The organism is Streptomyces sp. DvalAA-43 (assembly GCF_900091725.1).
Lineage (GTDB): Bacteria > Actinomycetota > Actinomycetes > Streptomycetales > Streptomycetaceae > Streptomyces > Streptomyces pulveraceus.
The window spans coordinates 1-24,923 of record NZ_FMBW01000077.1 but is presented as its reverse complement, the minus strand read 5'-3'; the positions used below and the strand labels follow the sequence as shown (position 1 = coordinate 24,923).

The following is a 24,923-nucleotide window of genomic DNA, read 5'->3' as shown; positions in this document are numbered from 1 at the left end:
GACGCGGCCCGGAAACGCGGCGGGCGGTCGTCCGGCAGTGCCGGTACGACCGCCCGTGTGCTGTCCGGCGGGCCGCCGGGGACCGTCAGATCCGCTTCAGCTCCCACAGCCGCCACAGGCCGGTGCCGTCCGAGAGGTACTGCGAGCCGGAGACGTCCGTCGTGCTGACGACGTAGTCCTTCTTCTGCCACAGCGGGACCAGCGGCACGTCCTCGCCGACCTGCGCCTGGATCTCCTTGAAGTCGGCCGCGGTGCGCCCGCGGTCGCTGTACTGGAGGGTGGAGCTGATCAGGCTGTCCACCTTCTTGCTGGAGTAGCCGTTGTGGAGGCTGTTGTCGCGGCCGACCAGCGGCTGGCTGAAGGTGTCGGAGTCCGGGTAGTCGGGGAGCCAGCCGACCGTGTACGCGTCGTACTTGCCGGCCGCGTACGCCTTCTGGAACTGCTTCCAGTCGACGGCGTGGACCGTGAGCTTGAACAGCCCGTCGGCCTCCAGCTGGTGGCGCAGCTCCGCGGTCTCCTTCGCGTAGGTCTCGTCCCCGCCGCGGTAGCCGAAGCTGATGTTCACCGGTGTCTGCACGCCGGCTTCCTCCATCAGCTTCCTGGCGCGGGCCGGGTCGGGCGAGGGGTAGGCGTCGAAGAACGGTGTGCTGTGCCCGATGTAGCCCTGCGGGATCAGCGAGTAGAGCGGCTCGACCGTGCCCTTGTAGACGCCGGTCACCAGTGGCCCGCGGTCGATGATCGAGGCGATGGCCTGCCGGACCTTCTTGTCGGCCAGCGGGGAGCCGGGCCGGACGTTGAAGACGAGGTTGCGGATCTCGGCGCTGTCCGCCTCGGTGACGCGCAGGTCGGGGTCGCCGGGGTTCAGCTCGGCGAGCGTGGCCGGCGGCAGTTCGCGGTGCGTGACGTCGAGCTGCTTGGCCTTCCAGGCGGCCTGGAGGTCGTCGCCCTTGTCGTAGTAGTGCACGGTGACCGGGACACCGGTCTTGCTCAGCGCACCCTTGTAGAGGGGGTTGGGCACCATCTCGGCGATCTGGCCCGCCCGGTACGACTTCAGGAGGTACGGGCCCGAGCCGTCGACGGTGTTGCCCTTGCGGAGCTTGTTCGGCGGGTACGACTCGCGGTCGACGATCGATCCGGCTCCGGTGGCGAGCTTCTGCGGGAAGGTCGCGTCGCGCGAGGAGAGGTTGAACGTGATGGTGCGGCCGTCGGCCACCACGTTCTTGAGGCTCGGGAACAGCACCCATGGACCGACGTCCGTCTTGATCCTGATCATGCGCTCGATGGAGTACTTGACGTCCTCGGCCGTGATCTTGCGGCCGTTGGAGAAGGTCAGGTCGTCACGGAGCTTGCACTGGTACGTCTGGAGCTTCTGGCCGATGAACCCGCAGCTCTCGGCGGCGTCGGGTTCGGGGACGATCGCCCCGGACTTGAACGTCATGAGGGACTGGTAGATGTTGCTGTACATCGCCCAGGAACCCGCGTCGTACGCACCGGCCGGGTCGAGCGAGGTGACCTCGTCGGTCGTGCCGACCGCGATGGGGTCCTTCTTCACCTCGTCCGAGGGCAGCAGCTGCCAGGCGACGACGCCTGCGATGACCAAAACCGCGAGAATCGCGAGAATCCGTAGCCGGATCGACCGCATTGCCGTGCTCTCCCTTACCAGCCCCACCTCGGCGTTGCGCTCAGATACGCACATCACCGCATGCTCACGATCAGCCAATCACACGAATTTCACATCTGGAAGAGCAAAACTGTGACTCATAGCCTTTTGTTCGGCGGTTGAAACCTTGGGTGCATCCGAACGTCCGGAACCTTTCGTCGACGGAGAGTCACGCCCGGAGCGAAGCGAGCTCCACGACCGTGATGTCGGAGGGCGCACCGACCCGTACGGGCGGCCCCCAGGCGCCCGCGCCCCGTGAGACGTACAGCTGGGTGTCGCCGTAGCGGTCGAGTCCGGCGCCCGTGGGATTGGCCAGATCCGCGAGGTAGTTGCCCGGCCAGAGCTGGCCACCGTGGGTGTGGCCGGAGAGCTGGAGGTCCACTCCGTGAGCGACGGCGTCGTGGATGACGACGGGCTGATGGGCCAGGAGGACGGCGGCACGGGTACGGTCCCGGTCGCCGAGCGCGCGGGCGAAGTCGGGCCCCTGCCCCTCGCTCTCCCCGGCGACGTCATTGACGCCCGCGAGATCGAAGCCGCCGATCTCCACCCGGGCGTTCTCCAGCGGATGGAGGCCCAGTTCCCGCACCTGATCGACCCATTCGGCGGCGCCGGAGTAGTACTCGTGGTTTCCGGTGACGAAGAAACTCCCCTGCCGGGAACGCAGCCGGGCGAGCGGCTCCGCGGCAGGCCCGAGATCGGCGACGGTTCCGTCGACGAGATCCCCGACGACGGCGACCAGGTCCGGCTGGGTCCGGTTGATCGTGTCGACGATCCGCTGGGTGTGGGCGCGGCCGAGGATCGGGCCGAGGTGGATGTCGCTGACGACGGCGATCCGGAAGCCGTGCGCGGAGCGCGGCAGCTTGGCGAGCGGCACGGTGATCCGCTTGACCCGCGGCCCGCGCAGCACCCCGTAGGTCCCGTAGCCGACCGTGCCGAGCCCCGCGACGGCGGCGGCGCCGCCGACGGCTCGGGCGACGAACAGCCGCCGCGTGGGGGCGTCGGGACGGCCCGGGGCGGGGGCGTCGGCGACCAGGGTGACGGAGGCCGCGGATGCGGTGGTCTCCGGGGGATCCACACCATGTGAAGGAGGCGTGAAGGGCGCTCCCCCTGTCGGCATCGGGTCCGCGTACGCGCCCTTCGTCCGGTTGGCCCGGCCCGCGAGGGCCCGGCTCAGCAGGGGCCGTACCGCCTCCCCCACCAGCAGAGCCAGCGTCAGGTACAGCACGGCGGCCAGCCACAGATAGCCCGGCCAGGCCAGCACCCGCTGGAGCCAGAAGGGCGCACCCGCGCGGCCGGCGACCAGCGCGCCGACGCTCAGCAGGGGCAGGACGTACGCGGCCACCGTGCCGGCCCTGCGCAGGGCGCTGCCCCGGGCCGTCGTGTCACCGACGAAGCGGCGCCACAGATAGCGGTGCACCCCGGCGAGCAGTGCGAGCACCGCGATCACCGCCGCCGCGAGACCGGCCACTGCCATGCGTTCCCCGCCTCCCCGTCGTACGGCCTGTTATGCGCGTTCGCGGCGCAGGGCCCTGACGCCACGGAACCCGATCACACCGACAGCCGTCCCCAGGAGAAAGGACGTGATCGCGAGCAGCAGATGTACCCAGAAGTACGCAGTCGGGTCACCCGCGTCGTCGAAGGCGAGTCCGCTGCCGTCCTTCCACAGGTTCTTGACGAAAGTGATCCAGATGAACCAGCTCCACACCCCGAAGGCGAGCAGGAACCAGGAGACGGGGCGGCTGAGCTTCATGGACTCAGTATCTCCGCCGCGCTCCGGCAGGGCGGCACGGGGTGGGCTGTCCCGGCGGTACGTCCGGCGGGTCAAGCCATCCGTACCCATTTTCATATCTTCTGCATGTACGTTTCCGACCGTGCCTGCTCTCAAAAAGACCGCGATGACGGTCATCTCTGCCGCCTTGTTGTCCACATTTGTTGTCAGCCCGGCATCGGCAGTCGGCAAGGACGCCTCCGACGACCAGCCGAAGCCGCCCGCGGACATGTCCCAGGTCGGTGGCGAACTGCTGGGCCGGACCGGCACGCAGGTCAAGCTTGGACCGGACGCCCCGGTGCTGCCGAAGGGACTCACGGGCAGGTCCTGGATCGTCGCGGACGCGGAGAGCGGCCAGGTCCTCGCCTCGCACAACCCGCACTGGCGACTGCCGCCCGCCTCCACCCTGAAGATGCTCTTCGCGGACACCGTGATGCCCGCGCTCCAGCCGAAGACCCAGAAGTACACCGTCAAGGACGAGGATCTCGCCGATGTCGGCGAGGGCAGCAGCCTGGTCGGCGTCAAGGAGAAGCTCACCTACACGGTCCACGACCTGTGGCTCGGGGTGTTCCTGCGCTCGGGCAACGACGCGGTGCATGTGCTGTCCGCGATGTACGGCGGCGTCCCCAAGACCGTCGACGCCATGCAGGCGCACGCCGAGGAGTTGCAGGCCCTCGACACGAAGGTGGTGTCGCCCGACGGGTACGACGCGCCCGAACAGGTCTCCAGCGCCTACGACCTGACGCTGTTCGCCCGCAGCGGGATGCAGAAGGCGGACTTCCGGGAGTACTGCTCGACGGCCGAGGCGCAGTTCCCCGGCGAGGAGAAGAACGGGAAGCGCGAGAGCTTCGCCATCCAGAACACCAACAAGCTGCTCACCGGCGCGGACGGCGTCGAGCCGTACAAGGGCATCGCCGGCGTCAAGAACGGCTACACCACGCACGCGGGCAACACCTTCACCGGTGTCGCCGAACGCGACGGCAAGGTGCTGCTCGTCACCGTCATGAACCCGTCGTCCGGAAAGCCCCACGCCGTCTACGACGAAGCCGCCGATCTGCTCGACTGGGGCTTCGACGCGAGCGACAAGGTGACCCCGGTCGGCGAACTGGTGCCCCCGAAGTCCGCCACCACCAGCACCGGGAAGGGCCCGGCGGCCGCGCAGGGCAAGGGCGAGGGCCGCAACGGCCCCGCGCACGCCTCGAAGACCGCCGCGGCCGAGGGCGGAGGAAGCGGCGTCGGGGTCGCGCTCGGCATCGTCGGGGGCGTCCTGGTGCTGCTGGCCGGCGGGGTGTTCCTGGTCAACCGGCGCTGGCCGCTGCCGGACCTGATGCGCCGCCGCTCCCGCCGCTGACGGCCGCCGGCTCCTCCCCGGTCTCCTCGCTGTTCTGCGTCGCCGTCCAGGCGGCGCAGAACAGCAGCAGCCGCGCCGAGAAGTTGATCCACAGCAGCAGGGCGACCGGCACCCCGAAGGCGCCGTACATGCTCTTCGACGCCACGCTCTGCATATAGCTGCCGAGCAGCAGCTTGAGCAGTTCGAAACAGACCGCGCCGATCGCCCCGGCGACCAGCAGCCCGCGCCGCGGCGGCTCGACGCCGGGCAGCAGGGTCAGCAGATAGAGCAGCAGCAGGAAGCCGCCGAGCGCCGCCACGACCAGGGCGGCCACCCGCAGCACCACCCCGCCCGCGCCCCGGTCCGAGATGCCCAGCAGATCCGCGCCCCGGCCGACGGCGACGGAGCCGACCGACGACACGGCGAACGTGGCGAGCGCCGCCCCGCCGAGGCCGAACAGCAGCCCCGCGTCCTTGAGCTTGCGCAACACCGGATTGCCCAGGCTCACGTCGTCCAGTCCCCAGACGGCGCGCAGGCAGTCCCGCATCGAGCCGATCCAGCCGATGCCGGTGAAGAGCAGCAGGGCACCGGCCACCAGTCCGACCGTGCCCGCGTGGGTCACCAGGTTGTCGATGCCGAGCTGGTCGGAGATGCCGGGCACCTGCTCGGCGAGCTTCTCCTCGATCCGGTGGAGCTGCTCGTTGGAGAGCAGCGCGGCACCGATCGCCGCGCCGACCGCGATCAGCGGGAAGAGCGCCAGAAAGCTGATGAAGGTGATCGCGGCGGCGAGCCTGGCCCAGTGGACCCGCTCCAGCGTCTCGTAGGAGCGCCAGGCGTGCGTCGCCATCACCCGGGCGACGATCGGCCCGATGACGGGGAGGTTTCTCAGCCAGTCCATGACGTACGACTACCCTCCCGGGTCCGGAAAACCGGCACCGGGTCCCGCTGCCGTACGGACTGACGCCCCTTCAATCATCCATATCGGTGAGTGTTGTAACAAATACCTCGAAAGGGTTTTCCCGGGCGATACGGTCACGATCATGTCTGTCGACACCGTGTCCCTGACCGGCTGGGGCCGCACCGCCCCGACGACCGCCCTGCGCTTCCGCCCCCGTACGTACGAGGAGGCGGCGGCGACGGTACGCGGCTGCGGACCGCGTGGCTCCATCGCCCGGGGCCTCGGCCGGGCCCACGGCGACGCGGCGCAGAACGCGGGCGGTTCCGTCCTCGACATGACCGCGCTGAACCGGATCCGCACCATCGACGCCGGGTCCGGACGCGTGGTCTGCGACGCCGGGGTCAGCCTGCACCGGCTGATGGAGGTCCTGCTGCCGCTCGGCTGGTTCGTCCCCGTCACGCCCACGACCCGTTACGTCACCGTGGGCGGCGCGATCGGCGCCGACATCCACGGCCGCAACCAGCACCTCGCGGGCTCCTTCTCCCGGCACGTCCAGGAGCTGGAGCTGCTGACCGCCGGGGGCGAGATCCGTACGGTCCGGCCCGGCACCGCTCTCTTCGACGCGACCGCGGGCGGCCTGGGCCTGACGGGTGTGATCCTCTCGGCCACGCTCCGGTGCCACCGCGTCACCAGCGCCTGGATGTCGGTCGACACCGAACGCGCCGTCGATCTGGACGACCTGCTGGACAGGCTCACCGCCGGGGACCACCGCTACCGCTACTCGTCCGCCTGGATCGATCTGCGCGCCCGGGGCCGGGCGACAGGACGCTCCGTGCTCACCCGGGCGGAGCACGTACCCCGGTACGCGCTCCCGGCGCGCGCGCGGCGCACACCGCTCTCGTTCCGCCCGGGGCCGCTGCCGTCCGCCCCCGCCCTCGTGCCGGAGGCGCTGCTCGGGGGCGCCCCGGCCACCCTCTTCAACGAGCTGCGGTACCGGGGCGCTCCCACGTACCGGATCGGTGAACTCCAGCGGCTCGCCGCGTTCTTCCACCCCCGGGACGGTCTGCCGCAGTGGCACCGGGCCGCCGGGCGCGCCGGGTCCGTGCGCTACCAGTTCGCCGTCGGGCACGGCCAGGAGGAGGCGCTGCGCCGGATCGTGCACCGGATCTCCCGGCGGCGCTGCCCGACGTCCGACGCCGTGCTCAAGCGGTTCGGCGCCGGCGACCCGGGCTGGCTGTCGTTCCCGGTGCCCGGCTGGGCGCTCGCCCTCGACCTGCCCGCCGCGCTGCCCGGCCTGGCCCGGTTCCTGGACTCGCTGGACGAGGAGGTGGCGGGGGCGGGCGGCCGGGTCTGCCTGGCGAAGGACTCCCGGCTGAGGCCGGAGCTGCTGGCCGCGATGTATCCGAGGCTCTCCGACTTCCGGTCGCTCCGTGCCGAGCTGGACCCGGGCGGGGCCTTCCGCTCGGACCTCTCGCGCCGCCTGTCGCTCTGAACCACCGCTGCCCGCCCCATCCTCCCCACCCCCACCGTCGCAAGGAGTGTTCCCGTGAAGGACGCCTTCGGAGCCCCCCAGTCCCTGCTCGTCCTCGGCGGCACCTCGGAGATCGCCCTGGCCACCGCGCGGCGGCTGATCGCCCTGCGGACCCGCACGGTCCGGCTGGCCGGGCGCCCCTCTCCCGCGCTCGACGCGGCCGCCGCCGATCTGCGCGCCCGCGGCGCCGACGTCCGTACGGTCGGCTTCGACGCCCTCGACGCCGCATCGCACGAGGCCGTGCTCGGCGCGGTCTTCGCCGAGGACGACATCGACATGGTGCTGCTCGCCTTCGGCATCGCGGGCGACCAGGGACGCGACGAGGAGGAGCCGCTCGCCGCGGTACGGGTCGCCCAGACCAACTACACGGGGGCGGTCTCCGCCGGGCTGGTGTGCGCCGGCGCGCTCCAGGCGCAGGGGCACGGCTCGCTGGTGGTGCTGTCCTCGGTGGCGGGCGAGCGCGCCCGCCGCGCCGACTTCATCTACGGGTCCAGCAAGGCGGGCCTGGACGCGTTCACGCAGGGGCTGGGGGACGCGCTGCACGGGACCGGGGTGCATGTGATGGTCGTGCGCCCCGGCGTCGTACGGTCCGCCACGGCTCAGGCGACGGCCACGGGGACGGCGTCGGGGACCGTGCCGGCCGCGCCACCGACCGCGCCCCGGGGCGGGGCGGCCCTGCTCGCGCCGGAGCGGATCGTCGCGGCCCGGTCCGCCTCGGCCCGGTTCGCCTCGGCACCGCTGGAGGCTTCGCCGCTCACCACGACGCCGGAGGCGGTCGCGGAGGCCATCGTGACGGGGCTGCGGCGGCGCTCGGAGACGGTGTGGGTGCCCGGATCGCTGCGTGCGGTGATGTCGGCGCTGCGGCATGTGCCGCGCCCGCTGTTCCGGCGGCTGCCGATCTGAGCGGGCGGTCCGAGCGGCTGGTCCGAGCGGGCGGCGCCGGGCCGGTCAGTGCAGGGAGGGCTCGTCCAGGGCGGAGCCGCCCTGCGCGGGCACCGCGGAGGCGGCGCCCCCGGCGCCGAACGGGAACTCGTTGATCTTGCGCCAGACGCTGTCCGGGCCCTGCTCGTACAGCGCGAAGGAACCGCAGGTCCAGGCCGCCTCGTAGTCGGCGAGCTCCGCGTACGCCCGGTCCATCGCCTCCTCGGCGATGTCGTGCGCCACGGTCACATGCGGGTGGTACGGGAACTGGAGCTCGCGCACCAGCGGCCCGGAGGAGTCCCGGACCCGCTTCTGCAGCCAGGTGCAGGCCGAGGCGCCCTCGACGACCTGGACGAAGACGACCGGCGAGAGGGGGCGGAAGGTGCCCGTGCCGGACAGCCGCATCGGGAAGGGCCGGCCGCCCGTCGCGATCTGGGCGAGATGCGCCTCGATCGCGGGCAGGTCGGCCGCCTCGGCCTCGGTCGGCGGGAGCAGGGTGACGTGGGTGGGAATGCCGTACGCGGCAGGATCCCCGAAGCTCGCGCGCCGCTCCTGGAGCAGGCTGCCGTAGGGCTCCGGGACCGCGATCGAAACGCCGAGCGTTACGGTCCCCACGTCGTCCTCCTCAATCCTCGATGATCGATGGCCTGTTTTCGGCCATCGACCGATTCGACTTCCCGTCGCCAGTGTGACGCCTGCGGCCGCGAAACCGCCAGGGTCCTTGGACTCAGTGCTTCGCGGGCAGAAAGCCCATCCGGTCGTACGTCAGGGCCAGGGTCTCGGCCGCGACGGCACGGGCCTTCTCGGCGCCCTTGGCCAGGATCGAGTCCAGCGTCTCCGGGTCGTCCAGGTATTCCTGGGTGCGGGTCCGGAACGGTGTGACGAACTCGACCATGACCTCGGCGAGGTCGGTCTTGAGCGCACCGTAGCCCTTGCCCTCGTACTTCTGCTCCAGATCCGCGATACCGGTCCCGGTGAGTGTCGAGTAGATGCTCAGCAGATTGCTGATACCGGGCTTCTCGGCCCGGTCGAAGCGGATGACCGTGTCGGTGTCGGTGACCGCGCTCTTCACCTTCTTGGCGGTGGCCTTCGGCTCGTCCAGGAGGTTGATCAGGCCCTTCGGGGTCGGCGCCGACTTGCTCATCTTCGCCGACGGGTCCTGGAGGTCGTAGATCTTCGCCGTCTCCTTGAGGATGTACGGGTCCGGCACGGTGAACGTGTCGCCGTAGCTGCCGTTGAACCGCTCGGCGAGGTTGCGGGTCAGCTCCAGGTGCTGGCGCTGGTCCTCGCCGACCGGGACCTGGTCGGCCTGGTACAGCAGGATGTCGGCCACCATCAGCATCGGGTACGTGAAGAGACCGACCGTGGTGCGGTCGGCGCCCTGCTTGGCGGACTTGTCCTTGAACTGCGTCATCCGCGACGCCTCGCCGAAGCCGGTGAGGCAGTTCATGATCCAGCCCAGCTGGGCGTGCTCGGGGACATGGCTCTGGACGAACAGCGTGCAGCGCTCCGGGTCGAGACCGGCGGCGAGGAGCTGGGCGACGGCGAGCCTGGTGTTCGCGCGCAGCTCCGCGGGGTCCTGCGGGATCGTGATCGCGTGCAGGTCCACGACCATGTAGAAGGCGTCGTGGGATTCCTGCAGCGCCACCCACTGGCGGACCGCGCCGAGGTAGTTGCCGAGGTGGAACGAGCCTGCGGTGGGCTGGATTCCGGAGAGCACGCGGGGGCGTTCAGAGGCCATGAACTCATTGTCTCAGGTGCGGGCACCGGCCCCCGACCGGCCTGGCGCGCCGGGAAATACAGGTTTCCTCGCCACTGATCCGACCAACGATACAAAGTGGGCACCACCCCCGCCCGCCCCACGACGAACGGAGATCCCGTGTCGACCACGGAAACCGCCATCGCCTCCGCCGAGGCGCACAGCGCGCACAACTACCATCCGCTGCCCGTCGTCGTCGCCACGGCGGACGGGGCCTGGATGACCGATGTCGAGGGCCGCCGCTACCTCGACCTGCTGGCCGGCTACTCGGCGCTCAACTTCGGTCACGGCAACCGGCGCCTGATCGACGCCGCCAAGGCACAGCTGGAGCGGGTGACCCTCACCTCGCGCGCCTTCCACCACGACCGGTTCGCCGACTTCTGTACGCAGCTCGCCGAGCTGTGCGGCATGGAGTCGGTGCTGCCGATGAACACGGGCGCGGAGGCCGTGGAGACCGCGGTGAAGACGGCGCGCAAGTGGGGGTACCGGGTGAAGGGCGTCCCGGACGGCATGGCGAAGATCATCGTCGCCGCGAACAACTTCCACGGCCGGACGACGACGATCATCAGCTTCTCCACGGACCCGGAGGCGCGGGAGGACTTCGGCCCGTACACCCCGGGGTTCGAGATCGTGCCGTACGGGGACCTCACGGCGCTCCGGGAGGCGATGACCGAGAACACCGTGGCGGTGCTCATGGAGCCGATCCAGGGCGAGGCCGGGGTGCTGGTGCCGCCGCCGGGCTACCTCCCCGGGGTGCGGGCGCTCACGCGTGAGCGGAACGTCCTGTTCATCGCGGACGAGATCCAGTCGGGCCTGGGCCGGACCGGGAAGACCTTCGCCTGCGAGCACGAGGGTGTCGTGCCGGACATGTACGTGCTCGGCAAGGCGCTGGGCGGCGGTCTGGTGCCGGTGTCGGCGGTGGTCTCCTCCCAGGACGTGCTCGGGGTGTTCCGGCCCGGCGAGCACGGTTCGACGTTCGGCGGCAATCCGCTGGCCTGCGCGGTCGCGCTGGAGGTCATCGCGATGCTCCGCACCGGCGAGTACCAGCAGCGGGCGGCCGAGCTGGGCGAGCACCTGCACCAGGAGCTGGGGCTGCTGACGGGCGGCGGCGCGGTGGAGGCGGTACGGGGCCGCGGGCTGTGGGCGGGCGTGGACATCGCCCCGGCCCTCGGCACGGGCCGGGAGATCTCCGAGAAGCTGATGGACCGCGGGGTGCTGGTCAAGGACACGCACGGCTCGACGATCCGGATCGCCCCGCCGCTGGTGATCAGCAAGGAGGACCTGGACTGGGGGCTCGAACAGCTCCGCGCCGTCCTGCGCGGCTGACCCCGGCCCCCAGGGCGGGCCCAGGGGCCCGACCCGGGGCCCGCCCTGGCAGACTCGGCGCCGTGAAACCTGACCTGACACTGCTGCGGGACCTGGTCGACGCTTCACCGGGGTTCGGCCGCGGACCGGCCGCCGCCGTGCCGGAGGCGCTGATCGGCGCGGCCGAGGCCCGCGTCGGCCCGCTGCCGGCGTCGTACCGCTGGTGGCTGGCGAGGTACGGCCACGGCCGGGCGGGGGGCGCGGACATCGCGACGGTCGGGCCCGCCGACGACCTGGACGACGACATGTACGAGGCCATCACCGCGGCGTGGCGGCTGACCGGCGACCGGCTCTGCTTCGCCGTCGAGCCGGACTGCGGCGACGCCTACCACTTCGCCCTCGACCGGAGCGGGGAGGCCGGGGCCGGGGAGTACCCGGTGGTGTGCCGGGACGGCGCCGACGGGAGCGAGTACCCGGTGGCGGAGTCCTTCGCCGGGTTCCTGGCCGTCCGGGCGGCGCGGCTGCGCGGGCTGCGGGACGGACCCAATCCCGCGGTCGCCCGGCTGTGGCGGTCGACACCGGGCGTGCTGCTCGACAACGGGGTCCATGTCTACGGTCCGCAGTGCGCCGGGGAACGCAACGAGACCTTCGAGGTGTCCCGGTACGCGCCGGACTGGGTGCTGGTCGGGGACGACAGCGGGGGCGACGGGTTCTTCATGCGCCGCCACGGCCGCGACCGCACCTCCGTGCACCGGCTCGGGCTGGGCGCGATCTGCGCGGACGTCGAGGCGGAGGGCGAGCCGGTGACGGACGACCTGCTCGGCTGGCTGCGGGCGGGCCGCTGCCCGGCCGAGCCGACGGCGAAAGGCCCTAGAGGATGACGTGCGGCAGGAAGCGGGCGTACTCGTCCGTGACCGGGCCCGCCGATTCGCGGATGCCGAGACCGGCCGCCTCGTCCTCGACGACCCACGCGCCCAGCACCACACGGTTGCCGTCGAAGTCCGGCAGCGGCGCCAGCTCCTGGTAGCAGCACGGCTCGTCCCTCGGCACCGCCGGGCCTCCCGGCTCGTGGAGCGTGATCCCGGCCCCCTCCCGGCCGAGCAGCGGCTTGGCGGCATAGCCGCCGGACGCGGCGAGTTCGCGGGGGCCGTCGAGGTGGGAGGGCAGCAGGTTCGGGTGGCCCGGGTAGAGCTCCCAGAGGATCGCCAGCAGCGCCTTGTTGGACAGCAGCATCTTCCAGGCGGGCTCGATCCAGCAGGTCGTCCCCGTACCGCCGCCGTTGTCGAGGGTGTCGAGCACATGCGGGCCGAACCGGTCGGTCGCCAGCCACTCCCACGGGTACAGCTTGAAGCAGCTCCGGATGAAGCGGAGCCGCTCGTCGACGAACCGCCCGCTCAGCCGGTCCCAGCCGATCCGCTCGACGGAGAGCGCCTCGGTCTCGATGCCGGCCTGCGCGGCGGTCTCCCGCAGATAGGCGACCGTCATCAGGTCCTCGCCCAGCTCGTCGCCGTCGGAGTGCACGAAGTGCAGCGGTCCCGGCGGCAGCAGGGCGGCCTGCCGTCTCCAGGCCGCGACGAGTCGTTCGTGCAGCGAGTTCCACTGGTCGGCGCCCGGGAAGCGGTCCTCCATCCAGAACCACTGGGCGCTCGCCGCCTCCACCAGGGAGGTGGGGGTGTCCGCGTTGTACTCCAGCATCTTCGCCGGACCGGTGCCGTCGTACCGCAGGTCGAACCTGCCGTACAGGGAGGGCAGTTCGGAACGGCGCTGCCAGGAGCGGGCGATCAGACCGGCCAGCCGCCGGTCGGTGATGCCGAGTTCGGCGAAGCGGTCCCGCTCCACGATGTGCGCGGCCGCGGCCAGCGACATGGTGTGCAGTTCCTCGACGACCTCCTCCAGCGCCTCGACCTCGGACAGCGAGAAGACGTAGTAGGCGCTCTCGTCCCAGTACGGGCGCAGCGATCCGTCCGGGTAGCGGGTGAGCGGGAAGACGATGCCCTGCTCCTCCACCGTCCGCTGCCAGTCGGGGCGCGGCCGTGCGGTGCGGCGTTCCATGCCGGTCAGCCGCCGCCGGTGCCCGAGCAGCCGAAACCGCCGCGCTCGACCGCGGACTTGTTGAAGCTGCCGCCCTGCACCTTGCCGTTCTTGCTGCTGCCGCCGTAGTAGTACGAGCCCTTGCCGTCGCTGTTCTTGCACTCGTAACTCGGCAGCGTGTCCTGGGTCAGCGGGTCGACGCACCGCTTGTCCGGTTCCGAGCCGCAGGAGGTGATCATCGCCGCGAGCACCCCCATGCCGCCGAGCACCACGGTGCTCGACCTCAGTCTGCGTGTGGCCATGTTTCCGTCTCCCCCGCGATACGCATCAAGCGCATGAATCAAGCAAGCATATGAATCAAGCCAGTACGACCATTCGTCAGATTAAAGGGCCGCCGGGTGCGACAGGAAGCAGGGGCGCCGGACATCCCCAAGTAGAGTCCCCTCGTGCTCTTCGGGATGATCTGCGCGCTCGGCGCCGCTGTCTGCTTCGGTACGGCCTCGGTCCTCCAGGCCGTCGCCGCGCGGGCCGCCGCCGAGCCGGGGTCGGACGCGGGGGTCGATCCGCGGCTGCTGCTGCGCGCCCTGCGCCAGTGGCGCTACCTCGCCGGACTCGCCCTGGACGGCTGCGGCTTCGTCCTCCAGATCATCGCCCTGCGCTCCCTGCCGATCTACGCGGTGGGCGCCGCGCTGGCCGCGAGTCTCGCGGTGACCGCGGTGGCCGCCGCCCGGCTGCTGAAAGTGCGGCTGAGCGCCGTGGAGTGGTCCGCGGTCGGTGTCGTCTGCGCCGGTCTCGGCATGCTGGGGCTCGCTTCCGGCGGCGAGGGCCATGGGACCGGTTCGGCGGCCCTGGCCTGGTCGATGCTGGGGATCGCCCTCGGCATCCTGCTGATCGGCGCGGCGGCCGGGCGGCTGCCGGAGAAACCGAGGGCGCTCGCGCTGGGGCTCGGCGCGGGCTGCGGCTTCGGGGTGGTCGAGGTCACGGTCCGGCTGATCGACGACGTGTCCCCGGCGGCGCTGTTCACCAACCCCGCCGCGTACGCGCTGCTGCTGGGCGGCGGTTCGGCGTTCCTGCTGCTGACCTCGGCCCTGCAACGCGGTTCGGTGACCACGGCGACGGCCGGCATGGTGCTCGGCGAGACGATCGGCCCGGCGCTGGTGGGCGTGATCTGGCTCGGCGACCGCACCCGTACGGGACTGGAGTGGCTGGCGGTCGCCGGTTTCGTGGTGGCGGTGGCGGGGGCGCTGGCCCTGGCCCGGTTCGGCGAGGCCCCGGCGGACGCCCCGGACCCGGCGGTCCCCGAGCACCCCTGAGGACCGTCCCGCAGGGCCTCAGGGCAGCACCCGGCAGAGTGCGTCCAGCGCACCCGCCCAGGCGCTGTCGGTGGGTGTTCCGTAGCCGATGACCAGCGCGTCACGGTCCGGGGTCGCGTCCGGGTGCCGGAAGCGCGACATCCCCTCCAGCGCCAGCCCCTGCCACGCCGCCGCGCGCAGCACCGACGCCTCGCTGCCCGCGGGCAGTTCGAGAACGGCGTGCAGCCCGGCCACCATGCCGCTGACCCGGACGCCGGGGGCCCGTTCCGCCAGTGCCGCGACGAGCTGGTCGCGGCGGTGCCGGTAGCGCAGCCGCATCGCGCGCACATGGCGGTCGTACGCGCCCGACGCGATGAACTCCGCGAGCGTCAGCTGGTCCAGCGCGCTCGACGACCAGTCGCTCAGCCCCTTGGCCTCGGCCACCTCCCCCACCAGCGCCTCCGGCAGCACCATCCACCCCAGGCGCAGCCCGGGGGCCAGCGACTTGCTCGTCGTCCCCAGGTACACCACGCGTTCGGGGTCCAGGCCCTGGAGCGCGCCGACCGCCTGCCGGTCGTAGCGGAACTCGCCGTCGTAGTCGTCCTCCAGGACCAGCCCGCCCGTGCCGCGCGCCCAGTCCACGGCCGCGGCCCGCCGGTCGGGGTGGAGCGGCACCCCCGTCGGGAACTGGTGCGCGGGCGTCATCAGCACCGCGCCCGCGCCGCGCAGCCCCGCCAGTTCACCGGTCCTCGCCCCGAGTCCGTCGACCGGCAGGCGGGGCAGCCGCAGCCCGGCGTCCCTGAGCAGGTCCCAGTGCACGTCCAGTCCGTACGACTCGACGGCCACCTCCCGCACCCGCCGTCTGCGCAGCACCGGCCCCATCAGCTTCAGCGCCTGCACGAAACCCGCGCAGATCATGATCCGCTCCGGGTCCGCGTACACCCCGCGGGCCCGTGCCAGATAGTCGGCGAGCACGGTGCGCAGCTCCATGCGCCCGCGCGGGTCGCCGTAGCCGAAGGCGTCGTTGGGCGCGGCGGTCAGGGCGCGCCGGGACGCCTTGAGCCAGTCGGCGCGGGGGAACGTCGAGAGATCGGGCGACCCGGCCAGCAGGTTGTGGGCGGGCCGGGACGGCACCGCGCGGGTCCGGATGGTCCTGGTGGCCGACCGGCGCGGCTCGGCCCGCCGCGCCACCCGGGTGCCGGAGCCCTGCCGGGCGGTGAGCCACCCCTCGGCGACCAGCTCCGCGTAGGCGTCCGCGACGGTGTTCCGCGCGATGCCGAGGTCGGCGGCGAGGCCGCGGGACGACGGGAGCCGGGTGCCGGGGGCCAGGCGCCCCGTCCGTACGGCCTCGCGCAGGGCGTCCATGAGTCCGGCCCGCAGCCCCACCGCGCCGGTCGTTTCGAGATGCAGGTCGGCCCCGAAAGTGGCCCAGGAATCCGTCATGGAAATGGACCATACCGGTGTGCCATCCACCCCCTAGTGTCGTACCCATGACGACGAACGAGCACCACCACCCGACCTCCGGCCTCACCCCCGAGCACACGCCCCGCCAGCACTGGGCCGAGCTCGCTCCCGATGTCTACAAGGCCATGGTCCGGCTGGACGCGGCGTCCCGCCGGGGCCTCGACCCGGTCATCGGGGAGCTGGTGAAGATCCGCGCCTCGCAGCTGAACCACTGCGCGTTCTGCCTCGACATGCACACCAAGGACGCGCTCGCGGCCGGCGAGTCCGTCCAGCGGATCGTCCAGCTCAGCGCGTGGGAGGAGTCGAAGCACTTCTACACGCCCAGGGAGCTCGCGGCGATCGAGCTGACCGAGGCGGTGACCGTACTGACCGACGGTTTCGTGCCGGACGAGGTGTGGGAGCGGGCCGCGAAGCAGTTCGACGAGACCGAGCTCGCCCATCTCGTCGCCGCGATCACGACGATCAACGCCTGGAACCGCTTCGCCGTGACCACCCGCATGGTCCCCGGCCACTACAAGCCGGGCGACATCAAGCACTGACCCGGCACGGCCGGCCCCGCGGGCCGGCCCTCTCGGAGCTGCCATGCCTTCCGGCCTCCCGGACCTGCCGTGCCTTCCGGCAGGCCCGTGCCCACGCCCCGCCACCGCCCGACATCCCAGGAGCCCCGCGTGACCGCTTCCGTCCTCCGCTCCCTGCACCACGACCGCGCCCCCGGGGACCCGCTGGTCGTCCCCGGCCCGTGGGACGCGGCGAGTGCGCGCGTCCTCGTCGAGGCGGGCTTCCCGGCGCTCGCCACCCCCAGCGCCGGGGTCGCGGCCTCGCTCGGCCACGAGGACGGGGCGACGCCCGCCGCCGAGATGTTCGCGGCCGTGGCCAGGATCGTGCGCGCCGTCCCGGCCTCGGTGCCGGTCTCGGCGGACATCGAGGCGGGTTACGGACTGGCCCCGAAGGAGCTCGTGGAGCGGCTCCTCGATGCCGGAGCCGTCGGCTGCAATCTGGAGGACTCCGCCGACGGTGTGCTCTTCGACGCCCGGCGGCATGCGGACCGGCTCGCGGAGGTGCGGGCGGTCGCGGGCGACGCGCTGTTCGTCAACGCCCGCGTCGACACCTATGTCCGCGGCGTCCCCGACGGCACGGACCCGGAGGCGGAGACGATCCGCCGTGCGCTGCTGTACGTGGCGGCGGGCGCGGACTGCGTCTATCCGATCATGGCCCCGCCCGAGGCGCTGCCCGCGCTGGCCGCCGCCGTCCCGGCCCCGCTCAACGCCCTCGCCCGGCCGGACGGCCCGGCCCCGCGCCGGCTGGGCGAGCTGGGCGCCGCCCGGATCACCTTCGGCCCCGGGCTGCAACGCCGGGCCATGGCGGCGCTGCGCGAGATCGCGGACGGGCTGCGGACCGCGTAGGCGCTTCTGTGGCGGTACGTGGTCGGGCTTGCCTGCCGCCCGGTTGCGGCCCGCGCCATGACCCCATGCGCGCCGCCACGGCCGGAGGCGTCGCGGACGTGACGGCTCCGCTCGCGGCCGTGTACGCCACCGCCCCCGGCAGCGACTGCGGCCGGGGGCGGTGGATGCGCCGGGAGAGGCGTACGGATCAGATCAGGCCGAGCTCGCGCACCGCGTCGCGCTCCTCGGTGAGCTCCTTCACCGAGGCGTCGATGCGCGCACGGGAGAACTCGTTGATGTCCAGGCCCTGGACGATCTCGTACACGCCGTCCTTCGTGGTGACCGGGAAGGACGAGATGATGCCCTCGGGCACGCCGTACGAGCCGTCCGACGGGATACCCATCGAGGTCCAGTCGCCCGCGGCGGTGCCGTTGACCCAGGTGTGCACGTGGTCGATGGCGGCGTTGGCGGCGGAAGCGGCCGAGGACGCGCCACGGGCCTCGATGATCGCGGCGCCGCGCTTGGCGACGGTCGGGATGAAGGTGTCGGCCAGCCACGCCTCGTCGTCGACGAGCTCGGCGGCGTTCTTCCCGGCGACCTCCGCGTGGAAGATGTCGGGGTACTGGGTCGCCGAGTGGTTGCCCCAGATCGTCAGCTTCTTGATGTCGGAGACGGCGGCACCGGTCTTGGCGGCCAGCTGCGAGATCGCGCGGTTGTGGTCGAGGCGGGTCATCGCGGTGAAGCGCTCGGCCGGTACGTCCGGGGCCGCGGCCTGCGCGATGAGCGCGTTGGTGTTGGCCGGGTTGCCGACGACGAGGACCTTGATGTCGTCCGCGGCGTTGTCGTTGATGGCCTTGCCCTGCGGCTTGAAGATGCCGCCGTTGGCGGAGAGCAGGTCACCGCGCTCCATGCCCTTCGTACGCGGGCGGGCGCCGACGAGCAGGGCGACGTTGGCACCGTCGAACGCCTTGTTGGCATCGTCGGTGATCTCGATGCCGCGCAGCAGCGGGAACGCGCAGTCGTCGAGCTCCATCGCGGTGCCCTCGGCGGCCTTCAGGCCCTGCGGGATCTCCAGGAGACGCAGGTTGACCGGCACGTCCGGGCCGAGCAGGTGGCCGGAGGCGATGCGGAAGAGCAGCGCGTAGCCGATCTGGCCGGCTGCGCCGGTCACGGTGACATTCACGGGAGTGCGGGTCATGGCGATCTCCGTTAGACAGCTGGCGGTGGGGGTTCCTGGCCCCTGGTGCTGGACATCCCTGAATCTTGATGTGAAGAGATATCCAGCGATCAGGCTATCCGACCCGGAACCTCCCGGCCGCCCTGCCCCCTGTGGGACCGCACACAACCCGTCACACAGCGCTCACCCGGCCGAATCCCGGTCGCCGGGGAGGCGGCGGAGCCCCCGGTGGCGGCGCCGGTACGGCCCGGCGGCGGAGCCCCGGCCCGGGGCTCCGTTGCCGGACGATCACACGGTGGCGGAATGGTCACTTCCGTGCCACAGGCCCCGGGGATTCCTTGAACCGGCCCACCCCGTCGACCAGGCTGAAGGCCAGACGGGGCAAGGCCGCTCAGGCCGTCTCGCACCAGGGCGTTTCACGTTCCGGTGGGCCCCGATACCGGTGTCCGTCCCTCCTCGGGGGAAGGGACGGACACCTCTGCGGGCGGCACGGCCGCCCGTCCGGGCGCGCTCAGCGGATCGTGAAGTGGACCGCGTGCTCCAGGAACGGGATGTCCAGCCACGGCTTGGGCTGCGCCACCAGCGCGAGCATCACGATGAGGAAGCCGAGCAGCCCGTACGTCACCAGATCGGTGAAGCGGGAACGTACCGCCAGCATGCCCACCGACGGCACCACGAGGCGCAGCACGGCGCCCCCGATGAGGGCGACACCGATCAGCATCGTGCCGACCCGGAAGGCCTCGGCGAACGGGTCGACCGCGACGATCAGCAGCCCGATCCCGGCCGTACAGAGCACGGCGAGCAGCGGCCACTGACGGGCCGGGGCGGGTGCGTCCCCGGACGCGGCCCGGCCGCCGCCCTCGGGGCGCGCGGTGTCCCGGGTGAACGACGGGAACCGCCGCGACGGCCGCGTACCACCGGCCGCTCCCTCGCCCGCGCCCGCGGCGTCGTCACTGGACGCGGCCACGGCCGGATCGGGTGCGGGCTCGTCCGCCGCTCCCTCGTCCGCCGTCCCCTCCTCCGGTGCGGGCTCGTCGGATGCGGACTTGCCGGATGCGGGCTTGTCCGCCGCCCCCTCGTCCTTGCCCGCTGTCCCCTTGTCCTTGCCCGCGCCCGGCTTGTCCGCGCGCGGCGGCACCGCGGACGTGCCGTCCGCCTCGGCGGCCGGGTCGGCCGGACTCGTACCAGCACCCATGGGGTTGTTCCCTCCGGATCGGGTCGGCCGGCTCAGACGGCCGCGGCCGCGTCGCGCTCGGCCGCCTCGACCACGTTGACGAGCAGCTGGGCACGGGTCATCGGGCCGACACCGCCCGGGTTCGGGGAGATCCAGGCGGCGACCTCGGCCACGCCCGGGTGGACGTCCCCGACGATCTTGCCGTTCTCGTCCCGGCTGACGCCGACGTCGAGCACGGCGGCGCCCGGCTTCACGTCCTCGGGCTTGATGATGTGCGGCACCCCGGCGGCGGCGACGATGATGTCGGCCTGCCTGAGGTGGGCGGAGAGGTCACGCGTACCGGTGTGGCACTGGGTGACGGTGGCGTTCTCGGACTTACGGGTCAGCAGCAGCGGGATGGAACGGCCGATGGTGACACCGCGGCCGACGACCACGACATGCGCCCCGTTGATCTCCACGCCGTGGTGGCGGAGCAGCTGGACGACGCCCTGCGGGGTGCAGGGCAGCGGGCCCGTCTCGTTCAGCACCAGCCGGCCGAGGCTCATCGGGTGGAGGCCGTCGGCGTCCTTGGCCGGGTCCATCAGCTCCAGGACGCGGTTGGTGTCGATGCCCTTGGGGAGGGGCAGCTGCACGATGTAACCCGTGCACTCGGGGTTGGCGTTGAGCTCCCGTACGACGTCCTCGATCTCCTCCTGGGTGGCGGTGTCGGGGAGTTCGCGCTGGATGGAGCCGATGCCGACCTGCGCGCAGTCGCGGTGCTTGCCGTTGACGTACCACCGGCTGCCCGGGTCGTCCCCGACGAGCAGGGTTCCCAGGCCAGGGGTGATGCCCTGCGCCTTGAGGGCCGCCACGCGGACGGTGAGATCGGACTTGATCGCGGCTGCGGTGGCCTTGCCATCGAGAATCTGGGCAGTCATGTCCCCATACTCGCGGATGACCCCGCCCGCATACCAATTCGGGCGTCGGCGGTGGACACGAGGTTGCACTTGCGCAACATCCACCAGCCACGGCTGGACAAACTTATGTTCTGCTTATAACGATTATGGCCGCAGTGCCGCAGAAGTACCGGGGGGCGGACCACTGACCTTTCTTTCCTCCGTGCGGCCGCATCGTCCCCGCACGCACGTTGGAGGAACGCCCAGATGAGTTTCGGCGACCCGAACCCGAATCCGAACAACCCGTACGGCCAGCAGCCGAACCAGCCGCCGCAGGAGCAGCCCGGTTACGGCTACCCGCAGCAGGCCCCGCAGGGCGTGCCGCCGCAGGGTCAGCCGGGCTACGGCTACCCGCAGCAGCCGGGCCAGCCGCAGGGTCAGCCGGGTTACGGCTACCCGCCCCAGCAGCCGGGCGGCACCCTCCAGGCCAACAACGGCTACATCAACGTCGCGGGCCTCGGCACCGTCGAACTCGCCACGATGGGGCGCCGCCTGGGCGCGCGTGCGCTGGACGGCGTCGCGTACGGCATCCTCTACGCGATCTTCTCGGCGATCGGCGTCGCGAGCCTCGTGGGCGCGTCGAGTTCCATAGACGACTGCAGCGGCACCGAGTACGGCACCGCCGCCTACACCCAGTGCGTGAACGACGCGGCCGACGCCAGCGTCGGCATCCTCGCGGGCTTCTTCGGCTTCATCGCCGTGTTCGCGCTGATCGCGCTGCTCTACGAGTGGCTGATGGTCTCCATCTGGGGTGCCACGCTCGGCAAGATGGTCCTCAACGTCAAGGTCGTCAAGGAGAGCACCGGCCAGGCCCCCGGCCTGGGTGCGGGCTTCATCCGCTGGATCATCCCGATGGTCGGCTCGCTCTTCTGCGGTCTGGGCACGCTGCTGGTCTACCTCTCGCCCTTCTTCGACAACTCGGGCAAGCTCCAGGGCTGGCACGACCGCGCCGGCAGCACGATCGTCATCAAGACGAAGTGAGCACGCGTCATCACGACGTAGTGAGCATGCTGAAGGTGTAACCACCCTCACCGCATGACGAAGGCCGCCGATTCCCCACTCGTTCCGGGGAATCGGCGGCCTTCCGTCGTACCCGGGCTGCCCGGGTACGACGCGTGGGCTCGTACGACTCGTATCAGTGGAAGAAGTGCCGCGTACCCGTGAAGTACATCGTCACGCCCGCCTTCTTCGCGGCCTCGACGACCAGCTCGTCGCGGACCGAACCGCCCGGCTGGGCCACGGCCTTGACGCCTGCGGCGGTCAGGATCTCCAGCCCGTCCGGGAACGGGAAGAACGCGTCGGAGGCGGCGTACGAGCCGCGCGCGCGCTCCTCGCCCGCCCGCTCGACGGCCAGCTTCGCGGAGTCGACGCGGTTGACCTGGCCCATGCCGACGCCGACCGAGGCGCCGTCCTTGGCGAGCAGGATCGCGTTGGACTTGACCGCGCGACAGGCCTTCCACGCGAAGGCGAGCTCCTTCAGCTCGTCCGCGCTCAGGGCCTCACCGGTGGCGAGGGTCCAGTTGGCCGGGTCGTCGCCCTCGGCCTGGAGGCGGTCGGTGACCTGGAGCAGCGCACCGCCGTCGATCGGCTTGACCTCGACCTCGGCGGACGGGGCCTCGGGGCAGCGCAGCACGCGGATGTTCTTCTTGCGGGCCAGGACCTCGACCGCGCCGTCCTCGTACGCCGGGGCGACGATGACCTCGGTGAAGATCTCCGCGACCTGCTCGGCCATGGCGACGGTCACCGGGCGGTTGACGGCGATGACACCGCCGAAGGCCGACAGCGGGTCGCAGGCGTGCGCGTTGCGGTGCGCCTCGGCGACGTCGTCGGCGATCGCGATGCCGCACGGGTTGGCGTGCTTGATGATCGCGACGCACGGCTCGGCGTGGTCGTACGCGGCCCGGCGCGCGGCGTCGGTGTCCGTGTAGTTGTTGTACGACATCTCCTTGCCGTGCAGCTGCTCCGCCTCGGCGAGGCCGCCGGAGCCGGAGGTGTAGAGCGCGGCGGGCTGGTGCGGGTTCTCGCCGTAGCGCAGGACGTTCTCGCGCTCGTACGTCGTACCGAAGAAGTCGGGGAAGCCCGAGTCGTCGGCGGCGGCGTAGTCGGCGGCGAACCAGGAGGCCACGGCCACGTCGTACGCGGCGGTGTGCTGGAACGCCTCGGCGGCGAGCCGCTTGCGGGCCGTCAGGTCGAAGCCGCCCGCCTCGACGGCGGTCAGCACGTCGGCGTACCGCTCGGGGCTGGTGACGACGGCCACCGACGGGTGGTTCTTGGCGGCGGCGCGGACCATCGAGGGGCCGCCGATGTCGATCTGCTCCACGCACTCGTCGGCGGAGGCGCCGGAGGCGACGGTCTCCTTGAACGGGTAGAGGTTGACGACCACCAGGTCGAACGGCTCGACGCCGAGCTCGGCGAGCTGCTCGCGGTGGGCGTCGAGGCGGAGGTCGGCGAGGATGCCGGCGTGGACGCGCGGGTGCAGCGTCTTGACGCGGCCGTCGAGGCACTCGGGGAAGCCGGTGAGCTCCTCGACCTTGGTGACCGGGACCCCGGCGGCGGCGATCTTCCCGGCGGTGGAGCCGGTGGAGACGAGCTCGACACCGGCCTCGTGCAGACCGCGGGCGAGGTCTTCCAGCCCCGTCTTGTCGTAGACGCTGACCAGGGCGCGGCGGATGGGCTTATTCACCGACATGACCGAGATGAACCTTTCGTCCCTCAATGCGATAGCCGTCGCGGGCGAGCCGCCCCACGGCCTCGACGAGCAGCTTGCGCTCGATTTCCTTGATGCGTTCGTGGAGAGCGGCTTCGCCCTCCGCCGTGTCCTCCTCGGTCACCTCGACCACGCCCTGCGCGATGATCGGACCGGTGTCGACACCGTCGTCGACGAAGTGGACGGTGCACCCGGTGACCTTCACGCCGTACGCGAGCGCGTCGCGCACCCCGTGGGCACCGGGAAAGCTGGGGAGCAGGGCGGGGTGGGTGTTGATGAACCGGCCGCCGAACCGGGCGAGGAACTCCTTGCCCACGATCTTCATGAACCCCGCGGACACCACGAGGTCCGGGCGGAACCGGGCGGTCCCGGCCGCGAGTGCCGCGTCCCACTCCTCGCGGGTGGCGTGGTCCTTGACCCTGCACACGAAGGTCGGCAGTCCGGCACGCTCCGCCCGCTCCAGGCCGACGATGCCGGAGCGGTCGGCGCCGACCGCGACGATCCGCGCGCCGAAGCCCTCGGGGCCGTCGCCGATGGCGTCCAGCAGGGCTTGAAGGTTCGTACCCGAACCGGAGACCAGCACGACCAGGCGTGCCGGGCCGGCGGAGGGGGGCGGGGAGGCCACGGCTGGGCCCTTTCTCGCGTGGTGGTTCTCGCGTGGTGAAGCAGAGCGACGCTGATTTGTATGGTCGTACGAAAGATCCGAGCCCCTCGATACGGGGAACTCTACGAACCAGCCGACCGTCAGCAACGATACCGGCACCTTGAAGGACCCCCGGGGGACGGGGGTCGGCGGCCGTCGGCCGGGCTCCCGGGAAGGGCGACGGTCGCGGGCGGGGGATATCGGCCGTGCGGGCCGCGCTCCCAGCTTTCGGCCCCTCCTGGCCGGGAGGTAGCGTCAGGGGACAGCGAACCGTCCACAGGGCGGAAATGACGAGATGGGGAAGACGTTCACCACATGCCGGACCGACGCCGCCGCACCGCCTTCCGCCAGCCGCTGCCCGAGCGGACCTCACTGCTGATGCGAGAACGCCAGTCCCCCACGGGCTCTTCCTCCTCTTCTCCCTCCTCCTCTTCCGGTTCTCCCTCTTCCTCTTCCGGCCAGTCGGACGACAACCCGTTCGCCGCGCCGCCCGAGAACCGGCCCGACCAGCCCTGGCAGCCCCGCCGCCCCGCCGACACCGGCAACGAGAACGGCCGGGGCGAGGGCGACGGGTCCGCCGAGGGCGGCTCCTCCGGCGACCGGCCGGTCTGGGGCGGCCAGTGGAGCAGCAAGCAGCCCGGCCGCCAGAGCGGCGGTTTCGGCGGCCGCCCCGGAGGCCAGGGCGGGCCGAACGGCCAGGGCGGCCCCGAGGGCGGCCCCGGCGGAATGCGCTGGGACCCGACCGACCCCGCCCAGCGCCGGGCGCGCTATGCGCTGCTGTCCGGCATGTGGGCCTTCTTCTTCGCGCTCTTCGACTTCCCGGAGATCGCCCTGCTGCTCGGCGCACTCGCCGTGTACTGGGCGATCAGCGCGCTCCGGTCGAAGCCGAAGAGCGCCACCGCAACCGGCGCCGCGGCGGCCGGCTCCGCCCCGGCACCGGGTTCCG

General features: G+C 71.8%; 23 protein-coding genes and 1 pseudogene. 10 read left to right on the top strand and 14 right to left on the bottom strand.

What is annotated here, in order from left to right:
• Positions 1 to 85: 85 nt before the first annotated feature.
• The 3 genes from GA0115234_RS32835 to GA0115234_RS32825 form a co-directional block, all read right to left on the bottom strand.
• Positions 86 to 1,642 carry an ABC transporter substrate-binding protein gene (locus GA0115234_RS32835; protein ID WP_093549024.1) on the bottom strand — a complete coding sequence of 519 codons (1,557 nt, stop codon included), beginning with the start codon at positions 1,640 to 1,642 and terminating at the stop codon, positions 86 to 88.
• A 187-nt stretch (positions 1,643 to 1,829) separates the two neighbouring features.
• Positions 1,830 to 3,134, bottom strand: coding sequence for a metallophosphoesterase (locus GA0115234_RS32830; RefSeq protein WP_093549022.1), 1,305 nt, complete (start codon positions 3,132 to 3,134; stop codon positions 1,830 to 1,832).
• Between the two features lie 30 nt (positions 3,135 to 3,164).
• Entirely contained in the window at positions 3,165 to 3,410 is a 246-nt protein-coding gene (locus GA0115234_RS32825) for an SCO4848 family membrane protein (RefSeq protein WP_093549020.1), read from the bottom strand.
• A 121-nt stretch (positions 3,411 to 3,531) separates the two neighbouring features.
• Here GA0115234_RS32825 and GA0115234_RS32820 point away from each other — a divergent pair, with 121 nt between their 5' ends.
• The gene (locus GA0115234_RS32820; RefSeq protein WP_329195319.1) at positions 3,532 to 4,779 is read left to right on the top strand and encodes a D-alanyl-D-alanine carboxypeptidase family protein; all 1,248 of its coding nucleotides are present in this window, start codon (positions 3,532 to 3,534) and stop codon (positions 4,777 to 4,779) included.
• Here GA0115234_RS32820 and GA0115234_RS32815 read toward each other — a convergent pair.
• A complete protein-coding gene (locus GA0115234_RS32815) occupies positions 4,727 to 5,656 on the bottom strand; it encodes a YihY/virulence factor BrkB family protein (protein WP_093549017.1) in 930 nt (309 codons plus the stop codon). The two genes, GA0115234_RS32820 and GA0115234_RS32815, sit on opposite strands and share 53 nt — an antisense overlap.
• Before the next feature lie 142 nt (positions 5,657 to 5,798).
• Between GA0115234_RS32815 and GA0115234_RS32810 the strand changes: the two genes are divergently transcribed.
• Together GA0115234_RS32810 and GA0115234_RS32805 are read left to right on the top strand one after the other, a co-directional pair.
• The gene (locus GA0115234_RS32810) at positions 5,799 to 7,148 is read left to right on the top strand and encodes an FAD-dependent oxidoreductase (RefSeq protein WP_093549015.1); all 1,350 of its coding nucleotides are present in this window, start codon (positions 5,799 to 5,801) and stop codon (positions 7,146 to 7,148) included.
• A 54-nt stretch (positions 7,149 to 7,202) separates the two neighbouring features.
• Entirely contained in the window at positions 7,203 to 8,090 is an 888-nt protein-coding gene (locus GA0115234_RS32805) for an SDR family NAD(P)-dependent oxidoreductase (protein WP_093549013.1), read from the top strand.
• A gap of 45 nt (positions 8,091 to 8,135) precedes the next feature.
• Here GA0115234_RS32805 and GA0115234_RS32800 read toward each other — a convergent pair whose 3' ends face one another.
• Together GA0115234_RS32800 and trpS are read right to left on the bottom strand one after the other, a co-directional pair.
• The gene (locus GA0115234_RS32800; RefSeq protein ID WP_093549011.1) at positions 8,136 to 8,723 is read right to left on the bottom strand and encodes a 2'-5' RNA ligase family protein; all 588 of its coding nucleotides are present in this window, start codon (positions 8,721 to 8,723) and stop codon (positions 8,136 to 8,138) included.
• A gap of 112 nt (positions 8,724 to 8,835) precedes the next feature.
• Positions 8,836 to 9,849, bottom strand: a complete 1,014-nt coding sequence (gene trpS / locus GA0115234_RS32795) for a tryptophan--tRNA ligase (RefSeq protein ID WP_093549009.1) — start codon at positions 9,847 to 9,849, stop codon at positions 8,836 to 8,838.
• A 138-nt stretch (positions 9,850 to 9,987) separates the two neighbouring features.
• Between trpS and rocD the strand changes: the two genes are divergently transcribed.
• Both rocD and GA0115234_RS32785 read left to right on the top strand, forming a co-directional pair.
• Positions 9,988 to 11,193: an ornithine--oxo-acid transaminase gene (rocD, locus tag GA0115234_RS32790; protein WP_093549007.1), complete on the top strand. Its 1,206-nt coding sequence runs from the start codon at positions 9,988 to 9,990 to the stop codon at positions 11,191 to 11,193.
• Positions 11,194 to 11,255: 62 nt separating this feature from the next.
• Positions 11,256 to 12,053, top strand: coding sequence for an SMI1/KNR4 family protein (locus tag GA0115234_RS32785; RefSeq protein ID WP_093549005.1), 798 nt, complete (start codon positions 11,256 to 11,258; stop codon positions 12,051 to 12,053).
• On the opposite strand, the gene GA0115234_RS32780 is transcribed toward GA0115234_RS32785, so the two are convergent.
• Together GA0115234_RS32780 and GA0115234_RS32775 are read right to left on the bottom strand one after the other, a co-directional pair.
• On the bottom strand, positions 12,043 to 13,224 hold the full coding sequence (locus tag GA0115234_RS32780) for a glutathionylspermidine synthase family protein (RefSeq protein ID WP_093549003.1): 1,182 nt from the start codon (positions 13,222 to 13,224) through the stop codon (positions 12,043 to 12,045). The genes GA0115234_RS32785 and GA0115234_RS32780 overlap by 11 nt on opposite strands.
• Before the next feature lie 5 nt (positions 13,225 to 13,229).
• Positions 13,230 to 13,505 carry a hypothetical protein gene (locus GA0115234_RS32775; RefSeq protein ID WP_093549001.1) on the bottom strand — a complete coding sequence of 92 codons (276 nt, stop codon included), beginning with the start codon at positions 13,503 to 13,505 and terminating at the stop codon, positions 13,230 to 13,232.
• Between the two features lie 156 nt (positions 13,506 to 13,661).
• Between GA0115234_RS32775 and GA0115234_RS32770 the strand changes: the two genes are divergently transcribed.
• Positions 13,662 to 14,516, top strand: a complete 855-nt coding sequence (locus GA0115234_RS32770; RefSeq protein ID WP_093549184.1) for a hypothetical protein — start codon at positions 13,662 to 13,664, stop codon at positions 14,514 to 14,516.
• Between the two features lie 18 nt (positions 14,517 to 14,534).
• On the opposite strand, the gene GA0115234_RS32765 is transcribed toward GA0115234_RS32770, so the two are convergent.
• Positions 14,535 to 15,938: a MocR-like pyridoxine biosynthesis transcription factor PdxR gene (locus GA0115234_RS32765; RefSeq protein ID WP_093548999.1), complete on the bottom strand. Its 1,404-nt coding sequence runs from the start codon at positions 15,936 to 15,938 to the stop codon at positions 14,535 to 14,537.
• Between the two features lie 47 nt (positions 15,939 to 15,985).
• On the opposite strand from GA0115234_RS32765, the gene GA0115234_RS32760 reads away from it, so the two are divergent.
• Positions 15,986 to 16,498, top strand: coding sequence for a carboxymuconolactone decarboxylase family protein (locus GA0115234_RS32760; RefSeq protein ID WP_093548997.1), 513 nt, complete (start codon positions 15,986 to 15,988; stop codon positions 16,496 to 16,498).
• Between the two features lie 129 nt (positions 16,499 to 16,627).
• On the top strand, positions 16,628 to 17,362 hold the full coding sequence (locus GA0115234_RS32755) for an isocitrate lyase/PEP mutase family protein (protein WP_093548996.1): 735 nt from the start codon (positions 16,628 to 16,630) through the stop codon (positions 17,360 to 17,362).
• A 187-nt stretch (positions 17,363 to 17,549) separates the two neighbouring features.
• Here GA0115234_RS32755 and GA0115234_RS32750 read toward each other — a convergent pair whose 3' ends face one another.
• The 3 genes from GA0115234_RS32750 to GA0115234_RS32740 all read right to left on the bottom strand — a co-directional run bounded on the left by GA0115234_RS32750 (position 17,550) and on the right by GA0115234_RS32740 (position 20,609).
• The gene (locus GA0115234_RS32750; RefSeq protein ID WP_093548994.1) at positions 17,550 to 18,539 is read right to left on the bottom strand and encodes a malate dehydrogenase; all 990 of its coding nucleotides are present in this window, start codon (positions 18,537 to 18,539) and stop codon (positions 17,550 to 17,552) included.
• 490 nt (positions 18,540 to 19,029) lie between these two features.
• Positions 19,030 to 19,713, bottom strand: a complete 684-nt coding sequence (locus GA0115234_RS32745) for a DUF3017 domain-containing protein (protein ID WP_093548992.1) — start codon at positions 19,711 to 19,713, stop codon at positions 19,030 to 19,032.
• 32 nt (positions 19,714 to 19,745) lie between these two features.
• Positions 19,746 to 20,609, bottom strand: a complete 864-nt coding sequence (locus GA0115234_RS32740; RefSeq protein ID WP_093548990.1) for a bifunctional methylenetetrahydrofolate dehydrogenase/methenyltetrahydrofolate cyclohydrolase — start codon at positions 20,607 to 20,609, stop codon at positions 19,746 to 19,748.
• A gap of 225 nt (positions 20,610 to 20,834) precedes the next feature.
• Between GA0115234_RS32740 and GA0115234_RS32735 the strand changes: the two genes are divergently transcribed.
• Positions 20,835 to 21,608 carry an RDD family protein gene (locus tag GA0115234_RS32735; protein WP_093548988.1) on the top strand — a complete coding sequence of 258 codons (774 nt, stop codon included), beginning with the start codon at positions 20,835 to 20,837 and terminating at the stop codon, positions 21,606 to 21,608.
• Between the two features lie 154 nt (positions 21,609 to 21,762).
• Here GA0115234_RS32735 and purH read toward each other — a convergent pair whose 3' ends face one another.
• Together purH and purN are read right to left on the bottom strand one after the other, a co-directional pair.
• Positions 21,763 to 23,316: a bifunctional phosphoribosylaminoimidazolecarboxamide formyltransferase/IMP cyclohydrolase gene (purH, locus tag GA0115234_RS32730; RefSeq protein ID WP_093548986.1), complete on the bottom strand. Its 1,554-nt coding sequence runs from the start codon at positions 23,314 to 23,316 to the stop codon at positions 21,763 to 21,765.
• Positions 23,303 to 23,959 (bottom strand): phosphoribosylglycinamide formyltransferase, encoded by a 657-nt coding sequence (purN, locus tag GA0115234_RS32725; RefSeq protein WP_093548984.1) that lies wholly within the window; start codon positions 23,957 to 23,959, stop codon positions 23,303 to 23,305. Before purN ends, purH begins: the two co-directional genes overlap by 14 nt.
• A 333-nt stretch (positions 23,960 to 24,292) precedes the next feature.
• Between purN and GA0115234_RS32720 the strand changes: the two are divergent.
• Positions 24,293 to 24,923: pseudogene (locus tag GA0115234_RS32720) on the top strand (hypothetical protein); the annotation flags it as partial.

What these genes read in the sequence shown, in the direction of transcription:
- GA0115234_RS32835 (WP_093549024.1), bottom strand. Translation starts at nt 1,642, where the DNA reads ATGCGGTCGATCCGGCTACGGATTCTCGCGATTCTCGCGGTTTTGGTC.
- GA0115234_RS32830 (WP_093549022.1), bottom strand. Translation starts at nt 3,134, where the DNA reads ATGGCAGTGGCCGGTCTCGCGGCGGCGGTGATCGCGGTGCTCGCACTG.
- GA0115234_RS32825 (WP_093549020.1), bottom strand. Translation starts at nt 3,410, where the DNA reads ATGAAGCTCAGCCGCCCCGTCTCCTGGTTCCTGCTCGCCTTCGGGGTG.
- GA0115234_RS32815 (WP_093549017.1), bottom strand. Translation starts at nt 5,656, where the DNA reads ATGGACTGGCTGAGAAACCTCCCCGTCATCGGGCCGATCGTCGCCCGG.
- GA0115234_RS32810 (WP_093549015.1), top strand. Translation starts at nt 5,799, where the DNA reads ATGTCTGTCGACACCGTGTCCCTGACCGGCTGGGGCCGCACCGCCCCG.
- trpS (WP_093549009.1), bottom strand. Translation starts at nt 9,849, where the DNA reads ATGGCCTCTGAACGCCCCCGCGTGCTCTCCGGAATCCAGCCCACCGCA.
- GA0115234_RS32780 (WP_093549003.1), bottom strand. Translation starts at nt 13,224, where the DNA reads ATGGAACGCCGCACCGCACGGCCGCGCCCCGACTGGCAGCGGACGGTG.
- GA0115234_RS32775 (WP_093549001.1), bottom strand. Translation starts at nt 13,505, where the DNA reads ATGGCCACACGCAGACTGAGGTCGAGCACCGTGGTGCTCGGCGGCATG.
- GA0115234_RS32770 (WP_093549184.1), top strand. Translation starts at nt 13,662, where the DNA reads ATGATCTGCGCGCTCGGCGCCGCTGTCTGCTTCGGTACGGCCTCGGTC.
- GA0115234_RS32765 (WP_093548999.1), bottom strand. Translation starts at nt 15,938, where the DNA reads ATGACGGATTCCTGGGCCACTTTCGGGGCCGACCTGCATCTCGAAACG.
- GA0115234_RS32760 (WP_093548997.1), top strand. Translation starts at nt 15,986, where the DNA reads ATGACGACGAACGAGCACCACCACCCGACCTCCGGCCTCACCCCCGAG.
- GA0115234_RS32750 (WP_093548994.1), bottom strand. Translation starts at nt 18,539, where the DNA reads ATGACCCGCACTCCCGTGAATGTCACCGTGACCGGCGCAGCCGGCCAG.
- GA0115234_RS32745 (WP_093548992.1), bottom strand. Translation starts at nt 19,713, where the DNA reads ATGGGTGCTGGTACGAGTCCGGCCGACCCGGCCGCCGAGGCGGACGGC.
- GA0115234_RS32740 (WP_093548990.1), bottom strand. Translation starts at nt 20,609, where the DNA reads ATGACTGCCCAGATTCTCGATGGCAAGGCCACCGCAGCCGCGATCAAG.
- GA0115234_RS32735 (WP_093548988.1), top strand. Translation starts at nt 20,835, where the DNA reads ATGAGTTTCGGCGACCCGAACCCGAATCCGAACAACCCGTACGGCCAG.
- purH (WP_093548986.1), bottom strand. Translation starts at nt 23,316, where the DNA reads ATGTCGGTGAATAAGCCCATCCGCCGCGCCCTGGTCAGCGTCTACGAC.